The sequence below is a fragment of the Mesorhizobium oxytropidicola genome (assembly GCF_056174625.1).
Map to the genome: position 1 here is coordinate 785,136 of NZ_CM149692.1, position 21,694 is coordinate 806,829.

The window sequence follows — 21,694 nt, forward strand, 5'->3', positions numbered from 1 at the left end:
GACCCTCCCCACAAGGGGGAGGGTAAAGGAGGCACCTTATGAATATTCTCGACCGCTATCACGCCATGGAGTACGGCCCGGCGCCGGAAGCCCGCAACGAGGCCGATGCGTGGCTCGCCGCACGCGATTTCGGCAAGGCACTGTTCATCGACGGCGGCTGGAAAGCCGCGAGCGGCGGCAAGACCTTCGACACCAGCGAGCCGTCTTCCGGCAAGCTGCTGGCCAAGGTGTCCGACGCCAGTGCGGCCGATATCGACGCAGCGGTTGCGGCCGCCACCAGGGCGCTGCCGAAATGGAGCGCCAGTTCAGACTACACCAGAGCAAAAGTGCTCTACGCGATCGGCCGCGCCATGCAGCGGCATCAGCGCCTGTTCGCCGTGCTTGAGACAATCGACAATGGCAAGCCGATCCGCGAAAGCCGCGACATCGACGTGCCCCTGGCGATCCGCCATTTCATCCATCATGCCGGCTGGGCGCAGGCGCTGGACAAGGATTTTCCCGGGCACAAGGGCGTCGGCGTCGTCGGCCAGATCATCCCGTGGAATTTCCCGCTGCTGATGCTGGCCTGGAAGATCGCGCCGGCACTGGCCGCCGGCTGCACGGTGGTGCTGAAACCGGCCGAATTCACGCCGCTGACCGCCATCCTGTTCGCCGAGATCTGCGAACGCGCGGGCGTGCCGAAGGGCGTCGTCAACATTGTCCACGGCGGACCGGAAGCGGGCGCTGCCATCGTCAACCATGCCGGTATCCAGAAGATTGCCTTCACCGGCTCTTCGGAAGTCGGCAAGATCATCCGCAAGGCCACCGCCGGCTCGGGCAAGAAATTGTCGCTGGAACTCGGCGGCAAGTCGGCCTTCATCGTCTTCGAGGATGCCGATCTCGACAGCGCCGTCGAAGGCCTGGTCGACGGCATCTGGTTCAACCAGGGCCAGGTCTGCTGCGCCGGCTCGCGGCTCTTGGTGCAGGAAGGCATTGCCGAAGCCTTGATCGCCAAGGTCAAGACGCGTATGAGCCGGCTGCGCGTCGGCAGCCCGCTCGACAAGAACACCGATATCGGCCCGCTGGTCGACATCACACAGCTCGACCGAGTCAAGGGCCTGGTCGCCGAGGGCGCGAAGCAGGGCGCCGTCTGCTGGCAGCCGGATGCGGCGCTGCCGTCTTCCGGCTACTACCATCTGCCGACGCTCGCCACCGGTGTTTCGCCGGCTAACATTCTGGCGCAAGAGGAAGTCTTGGCCCCGTTCTGGCGACCATGACCTTCCGCAACACCGAGGAAGCGATCGAGCTTGCCAACAACACGCGCTACGGCCTTGCGGCGAGCGTGTGGAGCGAGAATATCAACCTCGCTCTGCATGTCGCGCCGCAGTTGAAGGCCGGTGTCGTCTGGGTCAACGGCACCAACATGTTCGACGCCGCCTGCGGTTTTGGCGGCTACCGCGAAAGCGGCTTCGGGCGCGAGGGCGGGCGCGAGGGCATGTTCGAATATCTCACGGCAAAGCTGCCGCTCGGCCCGGTCATCAAGCCGGCGGTGGTTTTCGGCGCAACCTGTCGAGCAGGCTGACGGCGCGGCCATCGACCGCACCGCAAAACTGTTCATCGGCGGCAAGCAGGTGCGGCCGGACGGCAATTATTCGCTGGCGGTCGCAACAGCCAAGGGCAAGCTCGCCGGCGAAGTCGGCTTTGGCAGCCGCAAGGACATCCGTGATGCTGTTTCGGCCGCCCGCGCCTGCAAGGCCTGGCCGGAAGCGACCGCCTACAACCGGTCCCAGGTGCTCTACTATCTGGCCGAGAACCTTTCCGGCCGCGCGAGTGAATTCGCCACCCGCCTGACCGAGCTGACCGGCGCTGCGCCCAAGGCCGCGCGGGAAGAAGTCGACCAAACGATCGAACGGCTGTTCCTCTATGCCGGCCTTGCCGACAAGTTCGAGGGCCGCGTGCACCAGCCGCCGGCGCGTGCGGTGACGCTGGCACTGCACGAGCCGGTCGGAGTCGTCGGCATCGTCGCACCCGACGCCTCGCCGCTGCTTGGCCTGATCTCGCTCATTGCGCCGGCGCTGGCCATGGGCAACACGGTGGTCGCGGTGCCGTCCGAGCGTTATCCGCTGCTCGCCACCGATCTCTATCAGGTGATCGAATATTCCGACGTTCCGGCCGGCGCCATCAACATTGTCACCGGCCGCACGGCAGAGCTTGCCGGCGTGCTGGCCAAGCATGACGATGTCGACGGGCTCTGGGTGTTCGCCGATGCCGAGACCTGCGCCAAGGCGGAAGCCGAGTCCATCGGCAACCTCAAGCGCGTCTGGAGCGGCAATGGCCGCAGCCTCGACTGGGCGTCCGACGAGGCGGCTGGCGATGCCTTCCTGCGCCGCGCCATCGAGGTGAAGAATGTCTGGGTGCCTTACGGCGACTGACATTTCAGGGCTGTCGCAATGGTGATCGTGTTCGGGCTTGACGCCCGAACGCATGTTCTTTAACGAGAAAAAACATCTTTATCAGTGAACTGGCTGCGACACAGGCCGCACAATCGAGCCTGACTGGCACATGACGCCTTCGCCGGCCGCCGATAAAGGCAGTTGACCCAAGCTGACGAGGAAAAACATGGCGGATCTGGCAGGCAAGGTCGTTGTCATCACGGCAGCGGCGCAAGGCATCGGCAAGGCGAGCGCGCTGGCCTTCGCCAAGACTGGGGCCACCGTCCACGCCACCGATATCAACGAGACGCTTCTCGCCGAACTCGCCAAGACGCCAGGGATCAAGACCCGCAAGCTCGATGTGTTGAACGACGAGGCCGTGAACGCCGCCTTCGCCGAGATCGGCCGCGTCGACGTGCTGTTCAACTGCGCCGGCTTCGTCCATTCCGGCTCGATCCTCGAGATGAAGGATGGCGATCTCGATTTCGCCTTCAACCTCAATGTCCGCGCCATGATCCGCACCATACGTGCGGTGCTGCCCGGCATGCTGGAGCGCGGCGATGGATCGATCATCAACATGTCTTCGGTCGCCGGCGCCGGCAAAGGCGTGCCGAACCGCTTCGCCTATGGCGTCACCAAGGCCGCGGTCATCGGCCTGACCAAGGCGATTGCCGCCGACTATGTCAGCAAGGGCATACGCTGCAACGCCATCTGCCCGGGCACGGTCGAGAGCCCGTCGCTGCAGGACCGCATGCACGCGCAAGGCGACTATGAGGCCGCCCGCGCCGCCTTCATCGCCCGCCAGCCGATGGGCCGGCTCGGCACGCCTGAGGAAATCGCCGATCTCGCCGTCTATCTGGCCGGCGCCACCTATACGTCCGGACAGGCCTATAATATCGACGGCGGCTGGTCGATCTGAACCAATCTGACTGAGGAGAGTATTTAGATGAAACTGCTGCGCTATGGCGAAGCCGGGAGCGAACGTCCCGGTCTGCTCGATGCGGATGGAACGATCCGCGATCTCTCCGCCCATGTCGCCGACATTGCCGGCACCACGCTTCATCCGGCCTCGCTGGAGATGCTGGGCAAGCTTGATCCGAAGTCGCTGCCTGTGGTTTCCGGCAAGCCTCGCCTCGGCGCCTGCGTCGCCGGCACCGGCAAGTTCATCTGCATCGGTCTCAACTATTCCGACCACGCCGCCGAAACCGGCGCCACCGTGCCGCCGGAACCGATCATCTTCATGAAGGCAAGCTCGGCCATTGTCGGCCCGGATGACGACGTGCTGATCCCGCGCGGTTCTGAAAAGACCGACTGGGAAGTCGAACTCGCCGTGGTGATCGGCAAGACGGCAAAATATGTCAGTGAAGCCGACGCGCTCGACTATGTCGCCGGCTATGCCGTCGCCCACGACGTCTCCGAACGCGCCTTCCAGGCCGAGCGCCAGGGCCAGTGGACCAAGGGCAAGAGCTGCGACACGTTCGGCCCGACCGGCCCGTGGCTGGTGACCAAGGACGAAGTGGCCGATCCGCAGAACCTGAAGATGTGGCTGACCGTCAACGGCAAGACCATGCAGAACGGCTCGACCAAGACCATGGTCTATGGCGTCAAATATCTGGTTTCCTATCTCAGCCAGTTCATGTCGCTGCACCCCGGCGACATTATTTCCACTGGCACGCCGCCCGGCGTCGGGCTGGGCATGAAGCCGCCGGTGTTCCTGAAGGCTGGCGATGTGGTGGAGCTGGGCATCGAGGGCCTGGGCCAGCAGAAGCAGACGTTCAAGGCGGATTTGTAGGCGGCGAGAGATCTTTCCCTTCTCCCCTTGTGGGAGAAGGTGGCCTCGCGAAGCGAGGTCGGATGAGGGGTGCGCGAAGGATCTCTGCTTTGCAGAAGCAAGCGCCTGAAATCTTTCGATTTTTTTGACGCCTCACTCCGCTGGAACACCCCTCATCCGTCTCGGCGCTGCGCGCCGATCCACCTTCTCCCGCAGGGGGAGAAGGTAAGAAGCGTTGGCGCCCGGTCTACTTCAGCACTTTCCCATCCGCCCCAAACCTATACGTCTTCGCCGGATCCGGCGTCGCATAGAGCGTCGCGCCGGGCTCGGCGTCATAGACGCCAAAAATTCGCACCGTGATCAGCCCGGCCTTCTCGCAGTCGAGATAGAGATTGGTATCCGCTCCGAGATGCTCGGCATGCACCACCGTGCCCTTCCAGGCGCCTGACTTCAGATCGACCGTCAGATGCTCGGGCCGCACGCCGATGGTCTTGGCCGTCTCGCCGAGCCTGGCGCCGTCGATGAAATTCATCTTCGGCGAGCCGATGAAGCCGGCGACGAACTCGTTTGCCGGCGAATTGTAGAGCTCCATCGGGCCGCCGATCTGCTCGATCTTGCCGGCGTTGAGCACGACGATCTTGTCGGCCAGCGTCATCGCCTCGACCTGGTCGTGGGTGACGTAGATCATCGTCGCCTTCAGCCGGCGGTGCAGCTGCGCGATCTCCAGCCGCGTGTTGACGCGCAGAGCAGCATCGAGATTCGACAGCGGCTCGTCGAAGAGGAACAGTTTTGGCTCGCGCACCACGGCGCGGCCGATGGCGACGCGCTGGCGCTGGCCACCAGAGAGTTCGGCCGGCCGTCGCTCGAGATAAGGTTCCAGCGACAGCATCGACGAGGCGATGCCGATGCGGCGGTCGATCTCGGCCGCTGGCGTGCCGGCTTGCTTGAGGCCAAGGCCCATATTGTTCTTCACCGTCAGATGCGGGTAGAGCGCATAGGTCTGGAACACCATGGCGATGCCGCGCTTGGCCGGCGGCGTGGCGGAGACATCCGCGCCGTCGATGACCACCCGGCCCGAGGTCGAATCCTCCAGGCCGGCAATGACCCTGAGCAAGGTCGACTTGCCGCAGCCGGAAGGGCCAACGAAGACGACGAATTCGCCATCGTTCACTTCGAGGTTGATGCCCTTCAGCACCTCGACCGGCCCAAAGGCCTTCTTTACATTCTCAATCTTCAGCGAGCCCACGGCTTCGTTCCTGTCGTTAGAGTTTGACGGCTGCGCCGCTGCGCACGCTCTCGTCGGCTGCGAGGCAGACGGCGAGCGATTTCACCGCGTCGTCCATGTGTTTGGTGAGATCCAGATCCTCGCGGATCGCCTTCAGCACAAAGGCCTGTTCGAGGTCGCAGAGATCCTGATGACCGGGTTCGCCTGCCATCGACAGCATTTCATCTTGCTTAGCGAATTTGCCGTCCGGGCCGGTCTCCGCACTGTGCAGGCGGATGGTCGAGGTCTTGGTGTGGGTGTCGATGTCATCCGACTTCACACCTTCCTTCATGACGATCGACACGCAGCCCTTCGGCGAGATGACATCCTTCACGAAGAAAGCTGTCTCCGAAATCATCGGTCCCCAGCCGGCCTCGTACCAGCCGACCGAGCCGTCATCGAACAGCACCTGCAGATGGCCGTAATTGTACATGGTGGGCGCGACCTCTTCGGTCAGCCGCACGCCCATGCCGCGCACCTCGACTGGCCTGGAGTCGGTGATCTGCAGCATGACGTCGAGATAGTGGACACCGCAGTCGACGATCGGCGAGGTCGTCTGCATCAGCTGCTTGTGCGTCTCCCAGGTGTGGCCCGAGGATTGCTGGTTGAGATTCATGCGGAAGACGTAGGGGCCGCCGAGTTTGCGCGCCTCGGCGATCAGCCTGATCCAGGAGGGGTGATGGCGCAGGATGTAGCCGATCACCAGTTTCTTGCCATTGGCCTTGGCCGCCGCGACGACGCGCTCGGCGTCGGCTACGGTCGTTGCCAGCGGCTTTTCGACAAAGACATGGCAGCCGGCCTCGAACGCCTTGACCGCATAGTCGGCATGGCTGTCGGAATAGGTGGCGATGCAGGCGACATCGGGTTTTTCGTCGCGCAGCACCTCATCGAAGGACCGCCTGATGCCATAGCCCGACAGGCCTTCCGGCAGCGGCACGTCGGAGCGGTTGATGAGGGCTGCGATCTCGAAGCCCGGATTGGCGTGATAGGCCAGCGCATGGCTGCGGCCCATATTGCCGAGCCCGGCGACGACGACACGAAGAGGGGTCTGCGAACTCACTTGACGGCTCCGGAAGTAATGCCGCGGATCAGTTGCCGCGAGAAGATGACGTAGAGGATCAGCACCGGCATGATCGCCAGCGACAGTGCTGCCAGGATGGCGTTCCAGTTGGTGACGAACTGGCCGAGGAAGAGCTGCGCGCCGAGCGTCACCGTCTTGGTTTCTTCCGACGGCGCCAGGATCAGCGGGAACCACAGATCGTTCCAGATCGGGATCATGGTGAAGACGGCGACCGTCGCCATCGATGGCCTGACCAGCGGCAGCACCAGCCGGAAGAAGATGGTGTATTCCGACAGGCCGTCGATGCGGCCGGCGTTCTTCAGGTCGTCGGACACCTGCTTCATGAATTCCGACAGGATGAAGACGGCCAGCGGCAGGCCTTGCGCGGTGTAGACCAGGATCAGCGCCGTCAGCGTGTTGACCAGCCCACTCGCCACCATCAATTGCAGGATGGCGACGGTGCCCAGCCGGATCGGGATCATGATGCCGAGCGCCAGATAGAGGCCCATCAGCGTGTTGCCGCGAAAACGGTATTCCGACAGGGCAAAGGCGGCCATAGCGCCGAACAACAGCACGAAGAACAGCGAGGCGACGGTGACGACGAGGCTGTTCTGGAAATAGTGGATGAAGTCGCCCTGGCCGATGACGGTGGTGTAGCCGATCAGGTCGAATGTCCCGGGCGTCGGCGGCGTCAATGGCGCGCCGAAGATGCCGGCACGGGACTTGAACGAGTTCATGATGACCAGGATCACCGGAAACAGCGCGATCGCCGTGTAGGTCAACAGGATCGCGTGGGCGCCGATGGTGCGGGGCAGCGAACGGGTGGCGGTGCTCATCTCTTGCCCCTCAGAACTGGTAGCGACGCAGGCGCGTCTGGACGAGGAACAGGTAGACGCAGACGCCGCCGAGGATGATAAGGAACATCATCGTGGCGATCGCCGCGCCCATATTGGGATCGCCGACCTGCAGCTGGAAGCCGAAGAAGGCGCGGTAGAGGAAGGTGCCGAGAATATCGGTCGAATAATTCGGCCCGGCGAGCGCCCCTTGCGCGGTGTAGATCAGGTCGAAGGCGTTGAAATTGCCGACGAAGGTGAGGATCGAGATGATGCCGATCGACGGCAGGATCAGCGGCAGCTTGATCTTCCAGAACTGCGACAGGCCGGTGATGCCGTCACACTCAGCCGCCTCGATCACCTCTTCAGGGATCGACAGGAGGGCGGCGTAGATCAGCATCATCGGGATGCCGACGAACTGCCACACCGAGATCAGGCTGAGCGCGGTCAGCGCGTATTGTTCCTTGCCGAGCCATGGTGTGAACAGGCTTTTCAGGCCGACCAGATCCATCATATGCGGCGCCACGCCCCAGAGCGGCGACAGGATCAGCTTCCAGGCGAAGCCGACGATGACGAAGGACAGGATGGTGGGCACGAAGATCGCCGTGCGGTAGAAGGCGGCGAATCTCAGTCTCGGGCTGGACAGAAGGGCGGCCAGCATGACGCCGATCGGGTTTTGCACCAGCATGTGGATGATGAAGAACCAGACGTTGTTGCGCAGCGCATTCCAGAAATTCACCGACCAGTTGGGATCGCCGAACAGGGTGCGGAAATTGTCCAGACCGACGAAGACCTGGTGCTGTTCGATGTTGCGGAACAGCGACAGCTGCAGCGTGCCGGCGAGTGGCAGGATCATGATCGCCGTATAGACAAGCACGGCCGGCGCCAGGAAGATGCCGATGTGCCAGCGGAACGGTCTTTTCGGTCGTATTTCTGCGGCCATGAGTTCGGTCCCCGCCGTCTCTCGGTTCCAAAGGGTGTCGATGCTAGATGATGCCTCGATGCACGGCCCAGACATCCTTGCCCGGTACGGCAAGAACAAAGGCCTGCGACTGATCAGCTAGCCTTCCCCAAGACGAACAAGGGTAAGGCCGCGAGGCGGTGCCGACAATCGCTATCTGAATGGGCTTGTTCTGAAAGCCAGGGTATCCGGAACCGGCCAGGCATGCGCCCAGCCGGCTCCGTTGCCTGAGCTCTTACTTCGCCGGCTTGTACCAGCTGTCGAGACCGGTCTGCAGCTTCTTGGCCGCGGCTTCCGGCGTGTCGGTGCCGTTGATGACGTTGGCCGATTCAACCCACGTCTCGTTTTCGAGGTTCGGCGTGCCGCGCGACAGGATCTGGTAGGTCGAACGGATCGTCGACTTGCACTTGCCGCGCCAGGAGACGAATTCCTGCGCCAGCGGGTCTGCCATCTTCACCGGCGCGGAGTTCAGGCTGAAGAAGCCCGGCAGCGCGTTGGCGTAGATGGTGGCGAAGTCCGGCGAGGCCACCCAGGACAGGAAGGTCTTGGCGGCGTCGGCGTTCTTCGATGCTGCATTCAGGCCCATGCCGATATCGGTATGGTCGGAGATGTAGCAGGTGTCGCCGGCCTTCTCGACCGGCGGCGGGAAGGCGCCCATCTTGAACTGCGCCTGGGTGTTGAACAGGCCGATTTCCCACGAGCCGGCCGGATAGATTGCGGCGCGGCCGAGCGTGAACAGGTTCTGGCTGTCCGGATAGGTCTGGGCTTCAAAACCGTCGCCGAGATACGGCTTCCACTTGGCCAGTTCCTCATAGGGAGCGACCCAGTCCTTGTCGGTCAGCTTCTGATCACCCTTGATCAGCGCCGCGCGGCCGTCCTCGCCCTTCCAGTAGTTGGGGCCGATGTTCTGGTAGCCCATGGTCGCGGCTTCCCAAAGATCCTTGGTGCCCATGGCCATCGGGATGTAGGTGCCGTCGGCCTTGATCTTGTCGAGCGCGGCGAAGAACTCGTCACGGGTCGTCGGCACCTTGATGCCGAGCTTGTCGAAGGCGTCCTTGTTGTAGATGAAGCCGTGGATGACGGAGGCCATCGGCACGCAGAAGCTCGCCTTGCCGTCGTCGGTCTGCCAGGCGGACTTGGCGACCGGCGAGAAGTTCTCCATGCCGGGCAGCGCCGAGAGGTCGGCGAGGTTGCCCTTCTTGTAGAGTTCAAGCGACTTGTCGAACGGGCGGCAGGTGATCAGGTCGCCCGCCGAGCCAGCGGCGAGCTTGGCACCGAGTGCGGCGTCATATTCGGTCGGCGCCGAGGGTGCGAACACCACCTTGATGCCGGGGTTCTTGGCTTCGAAAGCCGGGATCAGCTTGTCCTTCCAGATGGACAGGTCGTCGCCGCGCCAGCTTTCGATGTTGAGCGTTACGTCCGCGGCAGAAGCCATCCCGGCCGAGCCGAGAATGCTGGTGCCCAGAAGCAGTGCCGTCAGTAGTTTCGTTGTCATGCTCAGTCTCCCTGTTGACCTTTTTCAGGTTCGGTTTTGATGAGAACAGAGGCTTTTGACCCCTTGCTCCCCTCGATCGCGGAAAGCGCCGGCCGCAATTTGTGGCCGGTTCCTTCCAGCAGTTTCTCGGCCGCATCGGCGCTGTCGGCACCGGCGGCGAGCAGAATGGCGGTCTTGACCGCGCCGCCGCTCTTTTCGAGCAGACGGGCTGCATCGTCCGTGCTGCGCCCGCTGACGGCGGCGACGATGCGCGCTGCGCGGTCGCGCAGCTTGATGTTGTCGGCCATCAGATTGACCATGTAGCCGTCATGGACATGGCCGAGATGGACGGCGGTCAAGGTCGACAGCATGTTGAGCGCGATCTTCTGCGCGGTGCCGGCGCCCATGCGCGTCGAGCCGGCGATCACTTCCGGCGGTGTTTCGAGCAGGATGGCGGTTTCCGCCTGGCGAAGCAGAGCAGAATCCCGGTTGTTGGCGATGCCGATGGTGGCCGCACCGCGGCGAGCGGCTTCCTCGATGGCGCACACGGCATAGGGCGTGGTGCCGCTGGCGGAAAGGGCGATCAGGCAATCGCCCGCACCGATGCCGGCATTGGCGACGGCAGTCGCGGCCTCCTCGGTGTCATCCTCGGGGCCGCCGGCCAGTGTCTTGAAAGCCTCGTCGCCGCCGGCGACCAGGATGGCGATGCGGTCGCGCTGAATGCCGAAGGTGCCGGGCAATTCCAGGGCGTCGGCCAGCGCCATCAGGCCGGAGCTGCCGGCCGCTGCATAGGCAAGCTTGCCGCCGCTGCGCAACCGGGCGGCGATGATCTCGGCGGCTTTGGCGATGGCGGGGATGGCGTTGCGGACGGCCTTGGCGGCTTCGATCTGCGCGTCGGCCAGCGAAACAAGGATGGCTTCCGGAGCCTGGATATCCAGCCCCTCGGCATTCCTGTGAAGCGCTTCGGTGCGCGTTTCAGCCATCCGTGTTCCTCCAATACCAGAACAATACCAAAAAAATACCACTTGTCCACATGCATTAACGAATTCGCTGACAGGAAATCGCTGAGCCGGCGAAATGTGCAGATTTTTCAATAAAATACGGCTTAATCTTTTTGAAACGGAAATTAACCCTTGGCTATTGGTATTTTATTGGTATTATCCGCCCGGAGGAGAAATCGCGTGAAATTCGTGCTCGGTATCGATGGCGGCGGCACCAGCTGCAGGGCCGCCCTGGCAACAGTGGACGGCGCTGTCATTGGTCGCGCCAAAAGCGGCGCCGCCAACATCCGCACCGACCTCACCGGGGCGCGGTCGAACATTGTCGACGCAGCACGGCAGGCTTTCATCGTTGCCGGGCAAGATCCGAACTGATCCCGCAGACACCGGCCATTCTCGGCCTCGCCGGCGCCAATGTCGGCACTTACCGGCAGCAGCTCGAAGCGATCCTGCCGTTCAGCACCAGCCGCGTCGAGACCGACGCCGAGATCGCGCTGGAGGGCGCCGTCGGTTCCGGTGACGGCGCCATGGCCATCCTCGGCACCGGCACCGCCTATATGGCGCGCAGGAACGGCAAATCGCGCGCCATTGGCGGCTGGGGGTTCCAGGTCGGCGACCAGGGCAGCGGCGCCCGCATCGGCCGCGACCTACTGGAACAGACGCTGCTGGCCCATGACGGCGTGCGCGCGCGCTCACCGCTGACCGACGCCATGATGGCCACCTTCCGCAACAATCCCGAGGACGTGGTCGAGTTCACCACCAATGCCAAGCCCGGCGATTTCGGCGGCTTCGCGCCCAAAGTGTTCGAGCACGCCGAAAAGGGCGATGCCGTCGCCAACTGGATCGTCGACAAGGCGGTCAGCGATGTCGAAGCCTCGCTCGGCGCGCTCGGCCTTCCGGATGATGCGCCGCTTTGTCTGCTCGGCGGACTGGCACCGCTTTATGCGCCGCGCCTGTCGGCACGCTACCAGGCGCTGCTGAAGCCGCCGCTCGACGACGCGCTGGGCGGGGCGGTGCAGATGGCGGCGCGGCTGTTCGCCAAACCAGCGGAGGCGGCTCGATGAGCGACGCCGCCGACCAGATCTTCGCCACGCTGAAGCAATCCTCGCAAAGCGGCGCCCCGCTCTATCTGCAATTGCGCAAAAGCATCGAGGACGCGGTCAACCGTGGCCTGATCGGGCCGGGCGACGCGCTGCCTTCGGAGCGCGACATCGCCACCAAGGCCGACATTTCGCGCGTCACCGTGCGCAAGGCGGTGCAGGATCTGGTGAAGGGCGGCATCCTGGTGCAGCGCCACGGCTCCGGCACCTTCGTGGCGCCGCGCATGGAGCGCGTCGAGCAATCGCTGTCGCGTCTGACCTCGTTTACCGAAGACATGGCGCGGCGCGGCATGGCGGTGCGGTCGGCCTGGCTCGATCGTGGCCTCTACGCGCCCTCGCCCGACGAGATGATGGTGCTTGGCCTGTCGTCGAGCGAACTGGTGGCGCGCGTGGCGCGCCTGCGCATCGCCAACGACACGCCGCTGGCGATCGAACGCGCCTCGCTGTCGGCCAGCGTGCTGCCCGACCCGGCGGGCATCGGTTCCTCGCTCTATGCGGCGCTGGAATTGACCGGCAACCGGCCGGTGCGGGCGGTGCAGCGCATATCGGCCGCCAATCTCGGCGACAGCGATGCGCGCCTGCTCGAAGTGCCGCCGGGCATTGCCGGCCTGCACATCGAACGCATTTCCTATCTGGCGAGCGGCAAGGTGATCGAATTCACCCGCTCCATCTACCGGGGCGACGCCTATGATTTCGTCGCCGAACTGCGGCTGACAGGGCCGAGCGAAGAGGGCCGACCATGATCTCCAACACCACCCATATGCAGCGCGAGATCGAGGAGATCCCGCAGGCCGTCGCCCGTCTGCTCGACGGTTCCGGCGCCGTGCTGGCGGAAGCCGGGCGCGGCATTCGCGAGCGCGACCCGCAGTTTGTCGTCACCGTGGCGCGCGGTTCGTCCGACCATGCGGCGACCTTCATGAAATACGCCGTCGAACTGACCGCGGGCCTCGCCGTCGCTTCGGTCGGCCCCTCCATCGCCTCGATCTATGGCCGTAAACTCCGGCTCGGCGGCTCGGCGTGTCTCGCGATCTCGCAGTCGGGCAAGAGCCCCGACATCGTCGCCATGGCCGAAACCGCACGCGCCGGCGGCGCGCTGACCATCGCCGTTACCAACACCGCCGATTCGCCGCTGGCGCGGGCCTCGGACTATGCGATCGACATATTGGCCGGGCCCGAGCGCAGCGTCGCGGCTACCAAGACCTTCGTCAATTCCGCCGTCGCCGGTCTCGCCTTGATGGCGCATTCCACCGGCGACGAGGCACTTCTGGCAGCGCTGGCGCGCTTGCCCGAGCATTTCGGCAAGGCGATTGCCTGCGATTGGATGAGCCTGCTCGCTGAAACGATCGAGAAGCAGAAGTCGCTGTTCATCCTTGGCCGCGGACCGTCGGCGGCGATGGCCAACGAGGCGGCGCTGAAGTTCAAGGAAACCTGCGGCATGCATGCCGAGGCCTACAGCGCGGCCGAAGTCATGCATGGCCCGCTGGCGCTGATCGGCCCCGATTTTCCGGTGCTGGCGCTGGCCGCGCGCGATGCGTCCGAACCGTCCGTCGCCGAAGCGGCCGACGGGCTGGCGGCCAAGGGGGCACCGGTGTTCGTCACATCGGCGCTTGCCAACCGCGCCACGCGGCTGCCGCATGTCGCCACCGGTCACCCGCTGACCGACCCGCTGACGCTGATCGTCTCGTTCTACGTGTTCGTCGAGGCCTTCGCGCGCCACCGCGGCCTCGATCCGGACACGCCGCGCAATCTTCGCAAGGTAACGGAGACGGTATGAGCGACCGTTTTGCCCTGACTGGGGGCCGCATTTTCGACGGCGACGACTGGCACGAAGGCGCGGCACTCGTCGTGCGCGACGGTCTTGTCGAGGCTATTTTGCCCACCGGCGCCATCCCCTCGGATATCCGCACCGTCGACACCGGCGACGGCATGCTGGCGCCGGGCTTCGTCGACATCCAGGTCAATGGCGGCGGCGGCGTCATGCTCAACGACCACCCCGATGTCGCCTCGATCGAAACCATCTGCAGGGCGCACGCGCCGTTCGGCACGACGGCGCTGCTGGCGACGCTGATCACCGACACGCCCGCCATCACCGCTTCCGCCATCGCTGCCGGCGAGGCCGCCATGCTGCAAAAGGTGCCAGGCTTCCTCGGCCTGCATCTCGAGGGCCCGCATCTGTCGATCGCCCGCAAGGGCGCGCATGATCCGGCGCTGATCCGGCCAATGACGGACGCCGACCAGGCGATGCTGATCGCCGCGCGGCAGAAGCTGCCGGTGCTGCTCACCACGATCGCGCCGGAATCCGTGGAACCAGCCCGCGTTGCGGCCTTGGCCAAGGCCGGCATCATCGTCAGCCTCGGCCATTCCGACACGGGTTACGCGACGGCAATGGCCTTCGCCGAAGCCGGTGCCAGTGTGGCTACCCATCTGTTCAACGCGATGAGCCAGATCGGCAACCGCGAGCCTGGCCTTGTCGGTGCGGCCATCGACATCGGCACCTTGTCCGCCGGGCTGATCGCCGACGGCATCCATGTCCATCCCGCAAGCATCAGGATCGCGCTCGACGCCAAACAGGGACCGGGCAAGATCGTGCTGGTCTCAGACGCGATGGCGACGATCGGCACCGACATGACTTCGTTCACGCTGAACGGCCGCACCATCTACCGCCGGGATGGCAGTCTCAGGCTTGCCGACGGCACGCTGGCCGGCGCCGATCTCGATATGATCTCGGCCGTGCGCTTCATGCACAATGTCGTCGGCGTCAATCTGTCCGAAGCCTTGCGCATGGCCTCGCTTTATCCGGCACAGGCGATCGGCCAGTCGCACCGGCTTGGCCGTTTCGCCAATGGCACGGCCGCCGACATCGTTGCGCTGTCGGACGATCTTGGCATAGGAAGCGTCTGGATCGGCGGCGCCAAAGTGTTCGAGGCTGTCGCTCCGCACTGAGAGCGAGGCCATGCAGACAATCGATTGCGTCGTCGCCGGAGCAGGCGTCGTCGGACTTGCCATTGCCAGGGCGCTTGCCGTATCGGGCCGCGAGGTGGTGGTGATCGAACAGGCCGACGCGATCGGCACCGTCACCAGTTCGCGCAATTCCGAAGTCATCCATGCCGGACTCTATTATGCGCCCGGGAGCCTGAAGGCCCGGCTTTGCCTTGAAGGGCGGCAGCGCCTCTACGCCTATTGCGCCGAGCACAACATCGCCCATACGCGCACCGGCAAGCTGATCGTCGCCAGCGAGCCCGGCCAGACGGACGGGTTGCGGGCAATCGAGGCCAATGCCCGACGCTGCGGGTCGATGATCTCCAGTTCCTGACGCAAAGCGAGGCCGAAAGCCTGGAACCGGCGCTGACATGTGCCGGCGCGCTGTTGTCGCCGTCGACCGGCATTGTCGACAGCCATGCTCTGATGCTGTCGTTGCGCGGCGCCGCCGAGACCGCCGGCGCGTCCTTCGCCTTGCTCACCGCGTTCGCCGGGGCGACGATCGAGACCGACGGGATCCGGATCGACACGCGCCATGCCAATGGCGAGACCTTTGCGCTGGAGGCGGCAGCCTTCGTCAATGCCGCCGGCCTCGATGCGCAGGCCGTGGCCGGCCGGATCGCCGGCTTCCCACAAGGGCTCATCCCCCGGCAGTGGCTGGCGCGCGGAAACTACTTCTCCCTGCCAGGCCGGTCGCCCTTTTCGCGGCTGATCTATCCGGTTCCGGTCGACGGTGGGCTTGGCGTCCATCTGACGCTCGACCTCGGCGGCAGTGCGCGCTTTGGGCCCGATGTCGAGTGGGTCGACCATGTGGATTACATCGTCGATCCCAGCCGAAGCGCCGTCTTCTACGAAGCGATCCGGCGCTATTGGCCCGCCCTTGCCGACGGCGCGCTGCAGCCGGCCTATGCCGGGGTCAGGCCGAAACTGTCCGGCCCCGGCCAGCCTGCCACCGATTTCGTGATCCAGGGTCCTGCGGATCATGGCGCTGGGCGCATCGTCAACCTGTTCGGCATAGAAAGCCCCGGCCTGACGGCAAGCCTGGCGATCGCCGACCATGTGGTCGAACTGCTCTATCCGCAATGAGAGGCGCCGCTGGGAATTTATCATCCCAAGCGGAGGTCATGAAACCTTTTGATTTCCAGGTCGTTGTCGGGGCGTATGTCCGAGGCGAAACCCAGATCGAACCCGGCCGACGGCATCGAACCGCGCGGCGCCCCGAAGCCGCGACGGCAAACGCCGCGTGACGAGAGACCGCGCGAGCAGGAACCGCGCGAAAAAAAGCCACGCGACAAGAAGGCATCGGCCGTCGAAGCGGCCGCCTCCGACATTGTCGGCGAAGCTCCACCGCCGGAGGCCGTCGAACCCGATCCGGAGTTGACGCCCGAGGCGGCCGAACAGGCGCGCAAGAAATATCTGCTCAAGCGGTTCTGGATCAGCGGGCGCGGCTATTGGGGGCGGCATGGCGACAAGCTCGGCTGGCCGCTGACGATCGGGCTGTTGATCCTGATCGGCGTCAATGTCGGCTTTCAGTACGGGATCAATCTCTGGAACCGCGCCATTTTCGACGCCATCGAGAAGCGCGACGCCCATACCGTCTATTTCCTCAGCGCGGTGTTCGTGCCGCTCGTGCTTGGCAGCATCAGCCTTGTCGTCGTGCAGGTTTATCTGCGCATGACGATGCAGCGCCGCTGGCGCGCCTGGCTGACCACCTCGGTGATCGCGCGCTGGCTGGCCAATGGCCGCTACTACCAGCTGAACCTCGTGAAGGGCGACCACCAGAACCCCGAGGCCCGCCTCTCGGAAGATCTGCGGGTGGCCACCGATGCGCCCGTCGACTTCGTTGCCGGCGTGATTGTCGCCACCCTGTCGGCCTCGACCTTCATCGTGGTGCTGTGGACGATCGGCGGGGCCTTGAGCATCAACCTGGGAGGCTCGACCTTCACCGTGCCCGGCTTCCTCGTCGTCACGGCGGTAATCTATGCCGCGATCACCTCAACGTCGATGTTCGTCATCGGCCGCGATTTCGTGCGGCTGTCCGAAGAGAAGAACCAGACGGAAGCCGAATTTCGCTACGTGCTGACGCGCGTGCGCGAAAACGGCGAGAGCATCGCCTTGCTCGGCGGCGAGGAGGAGGAACGCAGCGGCATCGACAGGACCTTTGCCGGTGTGCTGAAGCGATGGGCACAGCTGACCGGACAGCATATGCGCACGGCCCTGGTGTCGCAGGGCTCGAGCCTGTTCGCGCCGGTCGTGCCGGTCTTGCTCTGTGCGCCAAAGTTTCTCGAAGGCTCGATGTCGCTCGGACAGGTCATGCAAGCGGCCTCCGCCTTCGCCATCGTGCAGGGCTCGTTCGGTTGGCTGGTCGACAACTACCCGCGTCTCGCCGACTGGAACGCCTCGGCGCGCCGCATCGCCTCTCTGATGATGTCGCTCGACGGGCTGGAGCGCGCCGAGCAGAGCGACGAGCTGGGGCGCATCCTTCACGGCGAGACCAGGGGCGATACGATGCTCTCCCTCGACAACCTCTCCGTGACGCTCGACGACGGCACGTCCGTGGTCAAGGAAACGGAAGTCGGGGTCGAGGCGGGCGAGCGGGTGCTGGTTTCAGGCGAATCCGGCTCGGGCAAGTCGACGCTGGTGCGGGCGATCGCCGGCCTGTGGCCATGGGGAAGCGGCAGCGTCAGTTTCCATCCCGATAAGCGATTGTTCATGTTGCCGCAGCGGCCCTACATCCCGTCCGGCACGCTGCGCCGGGTGGTCGCCTATCCCGCGGCCGCCAACAAGTGGAAGCTCGAACAGATCAAGACCGCCCTCGACAAGGTCGGCCTCGGCCACCTCACTGGGCGGATCAAGGAGGAAGCGCCCTGGGACCAGACCTTGTCGGGCGGAGAAAAACAGCGGGTCGCCTTCGCGCGCCTTCTGCTGCATCGCCCCGACATTGTCGTGCTGGACGAGGCGACCTCGGCGCTGGACGAAAAGAGCCAGGACCAGATGATGCAGACGGTGATCCGCGAATTGCCTGAGGTCACCATCGTCAGCGTGGCGCACCGCGCCGAACTGGAAGCCTTCCACACCCGCAAGATCACGCTCGAGCGGCACAAGGGCGGCGCAAAGCTGGTCGGGGATGTCGACCTTGTATCACGCAACCGCAAACGCGGCCTGATCCAGCGTGCCTTGTGGGGCTCCGGTACGAAGGCCGAAAAGCCGCGCAAGCCGAAGTAACGGGGCGCACCCACCACCTAGGATGCGTAGAGGTCCTTGTACGTGTCGCGCAGAAGATTCTTCTGCACCTTGCCCATCGTGTTGCGCGGCAATTCGTCGACGAAGATCACCTGCTTCGGGTGTTTGTACCTGGCCACGCGTTCGGCGATGGCGCTGAGAATTTCGGCTCCGGTGATCTGCGATGCCGGCGCCCGCACGACGACCGCTGTGACGCCTTCGCCGAAATCCGGATGGGCAACGCCGATGACGGCGCTTTCGCTCACGCCGTCAAGCGCGTCGATCTCGCTTTCAAGCTCCTTCGGATAGATGTTGTAACCACCTGAGATGATCAGGTCCTTGCCGCGGCCGACGATATGGACATAGCCGTCGGTGTCGATCGTGCCGAGATCGCCCGTGATGAAGAAACCGTCGGCGCGGAATTCCGCCTTGGTCTTTTCCGGCATGCGCCAGTAGCCGCCAAACACGTTCGGGCCCTTGACCTCGATCATGCCGACCTCGCCTTGGGCCAACGGCTTGCCGTTGTCGGGATCGGCGATGCGCAGCGCGACCCCAGGCAAGGGAAAGCCGACTGTGCCGGCGCGCCGTTCGCCTTCATAGGGGTTGGAGGTGTTCATGTTGGTCTCGGTCATGCCGTAGCGTTCGAGGATGGCGTGGCCGGTGCGCTCGCGCCAGGCCTTGTGCGTGTCGGCCAGCAACGGCGCCGAGCCGGACACGAACAGGCGTATGTTTTTCGCCGCCTCGCGGTCCAGTCCAGCCTGCTGCAGCAGCCTGGTATAGAAGGTCGGCACGCCCATCAGCGCCGTGGCGCGCGGCAGCAATGCGACGATGCGGGCCGGATCGAATTTCTGCTCAAACAACATCGCGGCGCCGGCCATCAGGATGACGTTGGTGGCGACGAACAGGCCGTGGGTGTGGAAGATCGGCAGCGCGTGGACAAGCACATCGCCTGATGTGAAGCGCCATTGCTCGACCAGCACCCGCGCGTTCGAAGCCAGGTTCTCGTGGCTGAGCATGGCGCCCTTCGAGCGTCCGGTGGTTCCCGAGGTGTAGAGGATTGCCGCGAGATCCTCCGGCCCACGCGCCACATCGTGAAAATCCGACGGCAGACGCGAGGCCTGGTCCGCTAACGATCCCCGGCCGTTGCGGTCGAGCGTGACCACGATGGCACCGGATGGCTCGACCATGCGGCCGATATCGGCCGCCTTCGCCGGATCGCAGACGATGACCCGAGGGGCTGCATCCCCAAAGAAATAGCTGAGCTCGGTCAGCGTATAGGCCGTGTTGAGCGGCAGGAAGACGGCACCGGCGCGCACGCAGGCGAGATAGAGCAGCAGCGCCTCCGGGCTCTTCTCGACCTGCACGGCGACCCGGTCGCCGGGCTCGACGTCCAGTTGCAGGAGCGCATGCGCGAGCTGTGCCGACCGCGCCAGCATGTCGCCATAGCTCAGCGAGCGCCCATCATCGGTTTCCATCAACAGACTTGCCGGTGCCGGCATCCGGGACCGGAACGCATCGAACAGATGATTGCTCATGGAGTCTTCCCTGGGTGGCGGCAATAGCGACGCCGCCCTTTGGGCGGCATGCGTCGGCGGCGAAGAGTTCGCGTTTCCCAGCGATGCCGTCAAGACTGGAGGTGGCGGTCCAACGCGTCACGTCCGCCGAAAGGCCGCGAACGACGACGGCAAGGCTCGCCAAAGGAAATGATCGTTACCGCCGGGCGCGTTCGGCCGGGGCGGCGGCTTTTGCGACTTCGCCTTCCTTGAAGCGTTCCAAGCACATAGAGGCGGTCAGCTGGTAGTGATCGATCAAGGCCTGGACGGCGCCGTCGGCATTGCCGTCCAGCGCGCATTCGGCGATCAGCCGGTGTTCGCCGAAATCGTCACGCTGGATGCTTTGGTCGTCATTGGCCATTTGCCGGTAGCGATAGGCATGATCGGAAAGCTGATCGCAGAAACCCACCAGCCAATGCGACCGGCAGGCCGAGATCAGCACCCGGTGGAAGGTGCGGTGCAATTTCTCCCAATCCGGATCGAGCGACGAGGCATTTTGCGGCGAAAGACGTGAGGCGCGGCCCAGGCGGTGCAACGCCAGCACCAGCTGTTCTTCCCATTCGGCGGTGCGGTGGGCAATGGATTCGCGAAGCGCCCGCTCCTCGAGCCAGCAGCGGGTGCGCGTCAGCTCCTCGAGCTCCGTCGCACTGACCGGCATGATGAAAAAGCCACGCTGGTCATGACGACCAAGAAGTCCTTCGGAGGCAAGGCGATTAAGGGCTTCACGAACCGGGGAAGCACCGGCGCCATACTTGGAGACAACCCACTCGACCCGCAGTTTGCTTTCGGTTTCAAGAGCGCCGCCGAGAAGATCATCCCGCAATTGGTGATAGACCGTGCTGGCAAGCGTGCTCTTGGATCCTGTGCCGTCGTCGTTCAGGTTGGCAGCTCCGTATGTCAAAATCGACTCCTTGTCCCCATTTTTCTCCGGGCAATTCGAGTCCGAAACGATTCCTTCCGTACATGTACCATACAGTGCTTGCGTCAAGGGGCTCAAGCAGAAGATGGCGTTATTGTACTTAAGCACAAAGGAATGTACCCGATCTGCATCTGTGCGTGGAAAATCGTGCATCTCTACAACCAGTAGAAACTTAACATGTTTTGTATGCACGCAGGATCATCTGTTTCCTGTGTGCCCATGCGAGCATCTTTTCTGTCGCGCGCAAAGACAACCGCCGGTTCACCGCGAATCAGGCCTCCCGTGCGGGTGCTGATTCGAGCGCGCCGGACCTGGAAGAGTCACGTCGGCACAAGGACTCTTAGCCGACCGTTGGATTTTGACCGGAATGGAACGCAGCGCGTTAGCCGGCGGCCTCGTCGGCCGCCGTCCGGATCGCCTCGATGTTGGCGCGGTAGGCTTCGACGCTGCCGCCCTTGAAGATCGCGGCGCCGGCCACCAGCACATCGGCGCCGGCTGATGTGACCAGGGGGGCTGTTTCCGGCGAAACGCCGCCATCGATCTCGATGCGGATCGGCCGGTCGCCGATCAGCGCCTTGACCCTTCTCACCTTGTCGACGATCCCCGGGATGAAGGCCTGGCCGCCGAACCCCGGGTTGACGGTCATGATCAGGATCAGGTCGAGCCGGTCGAGCACATATTCGATCGTCGCTTCCGGCGTCGCCGGATTGAGCGCCACGCCGGCCTTCTTGCCGAGGTTCCTGATGGTCTGCAGCGAGCGGTCGAGATGCGGCCCGGCCTCGGCATGCACCGTCATGCCGTCACAGCCGGCCTCGGCGAAGGCGGCGAGATAGGGATCGGCCGGCGCAATCATCAGATGGCAGTCGAAGAAGGCCTTGGTGCGGTTGCGGATCGCCTTGATCACCGGCGGGCCGAAGGTGATGTTGGGGACGAAATGGCCATCCATGACATCGAGATGGATCCAGTCGGCGCCGGCGGCCGCGACGGCTTCGACCTCGTCGCCAAGCTTCGAAAAGTCCGAAGCCAGCACCGACGGTGCTATCAAGGTCTTTTTGCTCATGCCGCAGCCTTTCCGGACGGCCTTTTCGTCCGCTGATCCTGGACCGACTGCCTAATGCCCGGCGGGTGACTTGTCGAGGGTGCAGGCAC

The 21,694-nt window shown here is 64.2% G+C and carries 15 protein-coding genes and 3 pseudogenes; 9 read left to right on the forward strand and 9 right to left on the reverse strand.

All coding sequences use genetic code 11. The features are described from left to right. Positions 1–38: 38 nt before the first annotated feature. From AC0V8S_RS03795 to AC0V8S_RS03805, 3 genes and pseudogenes are all read left to right on the forward strand, one after another. A pseudogene (locus AC0V8S_RS03795) lies at positions 39–2,411 on the forward strand (aldehyde dehydrogenase family protein). A gap of 187 nt (positions 2,412–2,598) precedes the next feature. Then, on the forward strand, positions 2,599–3,330 hold the full coding sequence (locus AC0V8S_RS03800; protein WP_183464576.1) for an SDR family oxidoreductase: 732 nt from the start codon (positions 2,599–2,601) through the stop codon (positions 3,328–3,330). Positions 3,331–3,357: 27 nt separating this feature from the next. Then, complete coding sequence (locus AC0V8S_RS03805; RefSeq protein ID WP_183464575.1) at positions 3,358–4,203, forward strand: fumarylacetoacetate hydrolase family protein; 846 nt, start codon at positions 3,358–3,360, stop codon at positions 4,201–4,203. A 226-nt stretch (positions 4,204–4,429) separates the two neighbouring features. Here the strand turns inward: AC0V8S_RS03805 and AC0V8S_RS03810 are convergent, their stop codons facing one another. The 6 genes from AC0V8S_RS03810 to AC0V8S_RS03835 form a co-directional block, all read right to left on the reverse strand. Beyond that, positions 4,430–5,428, reverse strand: a complete 999-nt coding sequence (locus tag AC0V8S_RS03810) for an ABC transporter ATP-binding protein (RefSeq protein WP_475436870.1) — start codon at positions 5,426–5,428, stop codon at positions 4,430–4,432. A 16-nt stretch (positions 5,429–5,444) separates the two neighbouring features. Continuing rightward, positions 5,445–6,506, reverse strand: a complete 1,062-nt coding sequence (locus AC0V8S_RS03815) for a Gfo/Idh/MocA family protein (protein WP_475436871.1) — start codon at positions 6,504–6,506, stop codon at positions 5,445–5,447. Beyond that, positions 6,503–7,342, reverse strand: coding sequence for a carbohydrate ABC transporter permease (locus AC0V8S_RS03820; protein ID WP_111545303.1), 840 nt, complete (start codon positions 7,340–7,342; stop codon positions 6,503–6,505). Before AC0V8S_RS03820 ends, AC0V8S_RS03815 begins: the two co-directional genes overlap by 4 nt. Positions 7,343–7,352: 10 nt before the next feature. Next, positions 7,353–8,282, reverse strand: coding sequence for a carbohydrate ABC transporter permease (locus AC0V8S_RS03825; RefSeq protein WP_475436872.1), 930 nt, complete (start codon positions 8,280–8,282; stop codon positions 7,353–7,355). Between the two features lie 253 nt (positions 8,283–8,535). Then, on the reverse strand, positions 8,536–9,795 hold the full coding sequence (locus AC0V8S_RS03830) for an ABC transporter substrate-binding protein (RefSeq protein ID WP_095202945.1): 1,260 nt from the start codon (positions 9,793–9,795) through the stop codon (positions 8,536–8,538). Positions 9,796–9,797: 2 nt separating this feature from the next. Further along, positions 9,798–10,757 carry an N-acetylmuramic acid 6-phosphate etherase gene (locus tag AC0V8S_RS03835; RefSeq protein WP_183464571.1) on the reverse strand — a complete coding sequence of 320 codons (960 nt, stop codon included), beginning with the start codon at positions 10,755–10,757 and terminating at the stop codon, positions 9,798–9,800. Positions 10,758–10,955: 198 nt separating this feature from the next. Here AC0V8S_RS03835 and AC0V8S_RS03840 point away from each other — a divergent pair. The 6 genes and pseudogenes from AC0V8S_RS03840 (at position 10,956) to AC0V8S_RS03865 (ending at position 18,076) form a co-directional block, all read left to right on the forward strand. Continuing rightward, positions 10,956–11,836: pseudogene (locus tag AC0V8S_RS03840) on the forward strand (glucosamine kinase nucleotide-binding domain-containing protein). Beyond that, positions 11,833–12,615 (forward strand): GntR family transcriptional regulator, encoded by a 783-nt coding sequence (locus AC0V8S_RS03845; protein WP_096452258.1) that lies wholly within the window; start codon positions 11,833–11,835, stop codon positions 12,613–12,615. The pseudogene AC0V8S_RS03840 and the gene AC0V8S_RS03845 overlap by 4 nt, the downstream one beginning before the upstream one ends. Continuing rightward, entirely contained in the window at positions 12,612–13,646 is a 1,035-nt protein-coding gene (locus AC0V8S_RS03850) for an SIS domain-containing protein (RefSeq protein ID WP_475436873.1), read from the forward strand. Before AC0V8S_RS03845 ends, AC0V8S_RS03850 begins: the two co-directional genes overlap by 4 nt. Beyond that, positions 13,643–14,815 carry an N-acetylglucosamine-6-phosphate deacetylase gene (gene nagA, locus AC0V8S_RS03855; RefSeq protein ID WP_475436874.1) on the forward strand — a complete coding sequence of 391 codons (1,173 nt, stop codon included), beginning with the start codon at positions 13,643–13,645 and terminating at the stop codon, positions 14,813–14,815. Before AC0V8S_RS03850 ends, nagA begins: the two co-directional genes overlap by 4 nt. Positions 14,816–14,825: 10 nt before the next feature. Beyond that, positions 14,826–15,937: pseudogene (locus tag AC0V8S_RS03860) on the forward strand (NAD(P)/FAD-dependent oxidoreductase). 75 nt (positions 15,938–16,012) lie between these two features. After that, positions 16,013–18,076: an ABC transporter ATP-binding protein/permease gene (locus AC0V8S_RS03865; protein WP_475436875.1), complete on the forward strand. Its 2,064-nt coding sequence runs from the start codon at positions 16,013–16,015 to the stop codon at positions 18,074–18,076. A 17-nt stretch (positions 18,077–18,093) separates the two neighbouring features. Here AC0V8S_RS03865 and AC0V8S_RS03870 read toward each other — a convergent pair whose 3' ends face one another. The 3 genes from AC0V8S_RS03870 to rpe all read right to left on the reverse strand — a co-directional run bounded on the left by AC0V8S_RS03870 (position 18,094) and on the right by rpe (position 21,605). Next, positions 18,094–19,608 carry a malonate--CoA ligase gene (locus AC0V8S_RS03870; protein ID WP_475436876.1) on the reverse strand — a complete coding sequence of 505 codons (1,515 nt, stop codon included), beginning with the start codon at positions 19,606–19,608 and terminating at the stop codon, positions 18,094–18,096. A 175-nt stretch (positions 19,609–19,783) separates the two neighbouring features. After that, positions 19,784–20,527, reverse strand: a complete 744-nt coding sequence (locus AC0V8S_RS03875; protein ID WP_475438568.1) for a GntR family transcriptional regulator — start codon at positions 20,525–20,527, stop codon at positions 19,784–19,786. A 400-nt stretch (positions 20,528–20,927) separates the two neighbouring features. Then, positions 20,928–21,605 carry a ribulose-phosphate 3-epimerase gene (gene rpe / locus AC0V8S_RS03880; protein ID WP_475436877.1) on the reverse strand — a complete coding sequence of 226 codons (678 nt, stop codon included), beginning with the start codon at positions 21,603–21,605 and terminating at the stop codon, positions 20,928–20,930. Between the last annotated feature and the right edge of the window lie 89 nt (positions 21,606–21,694).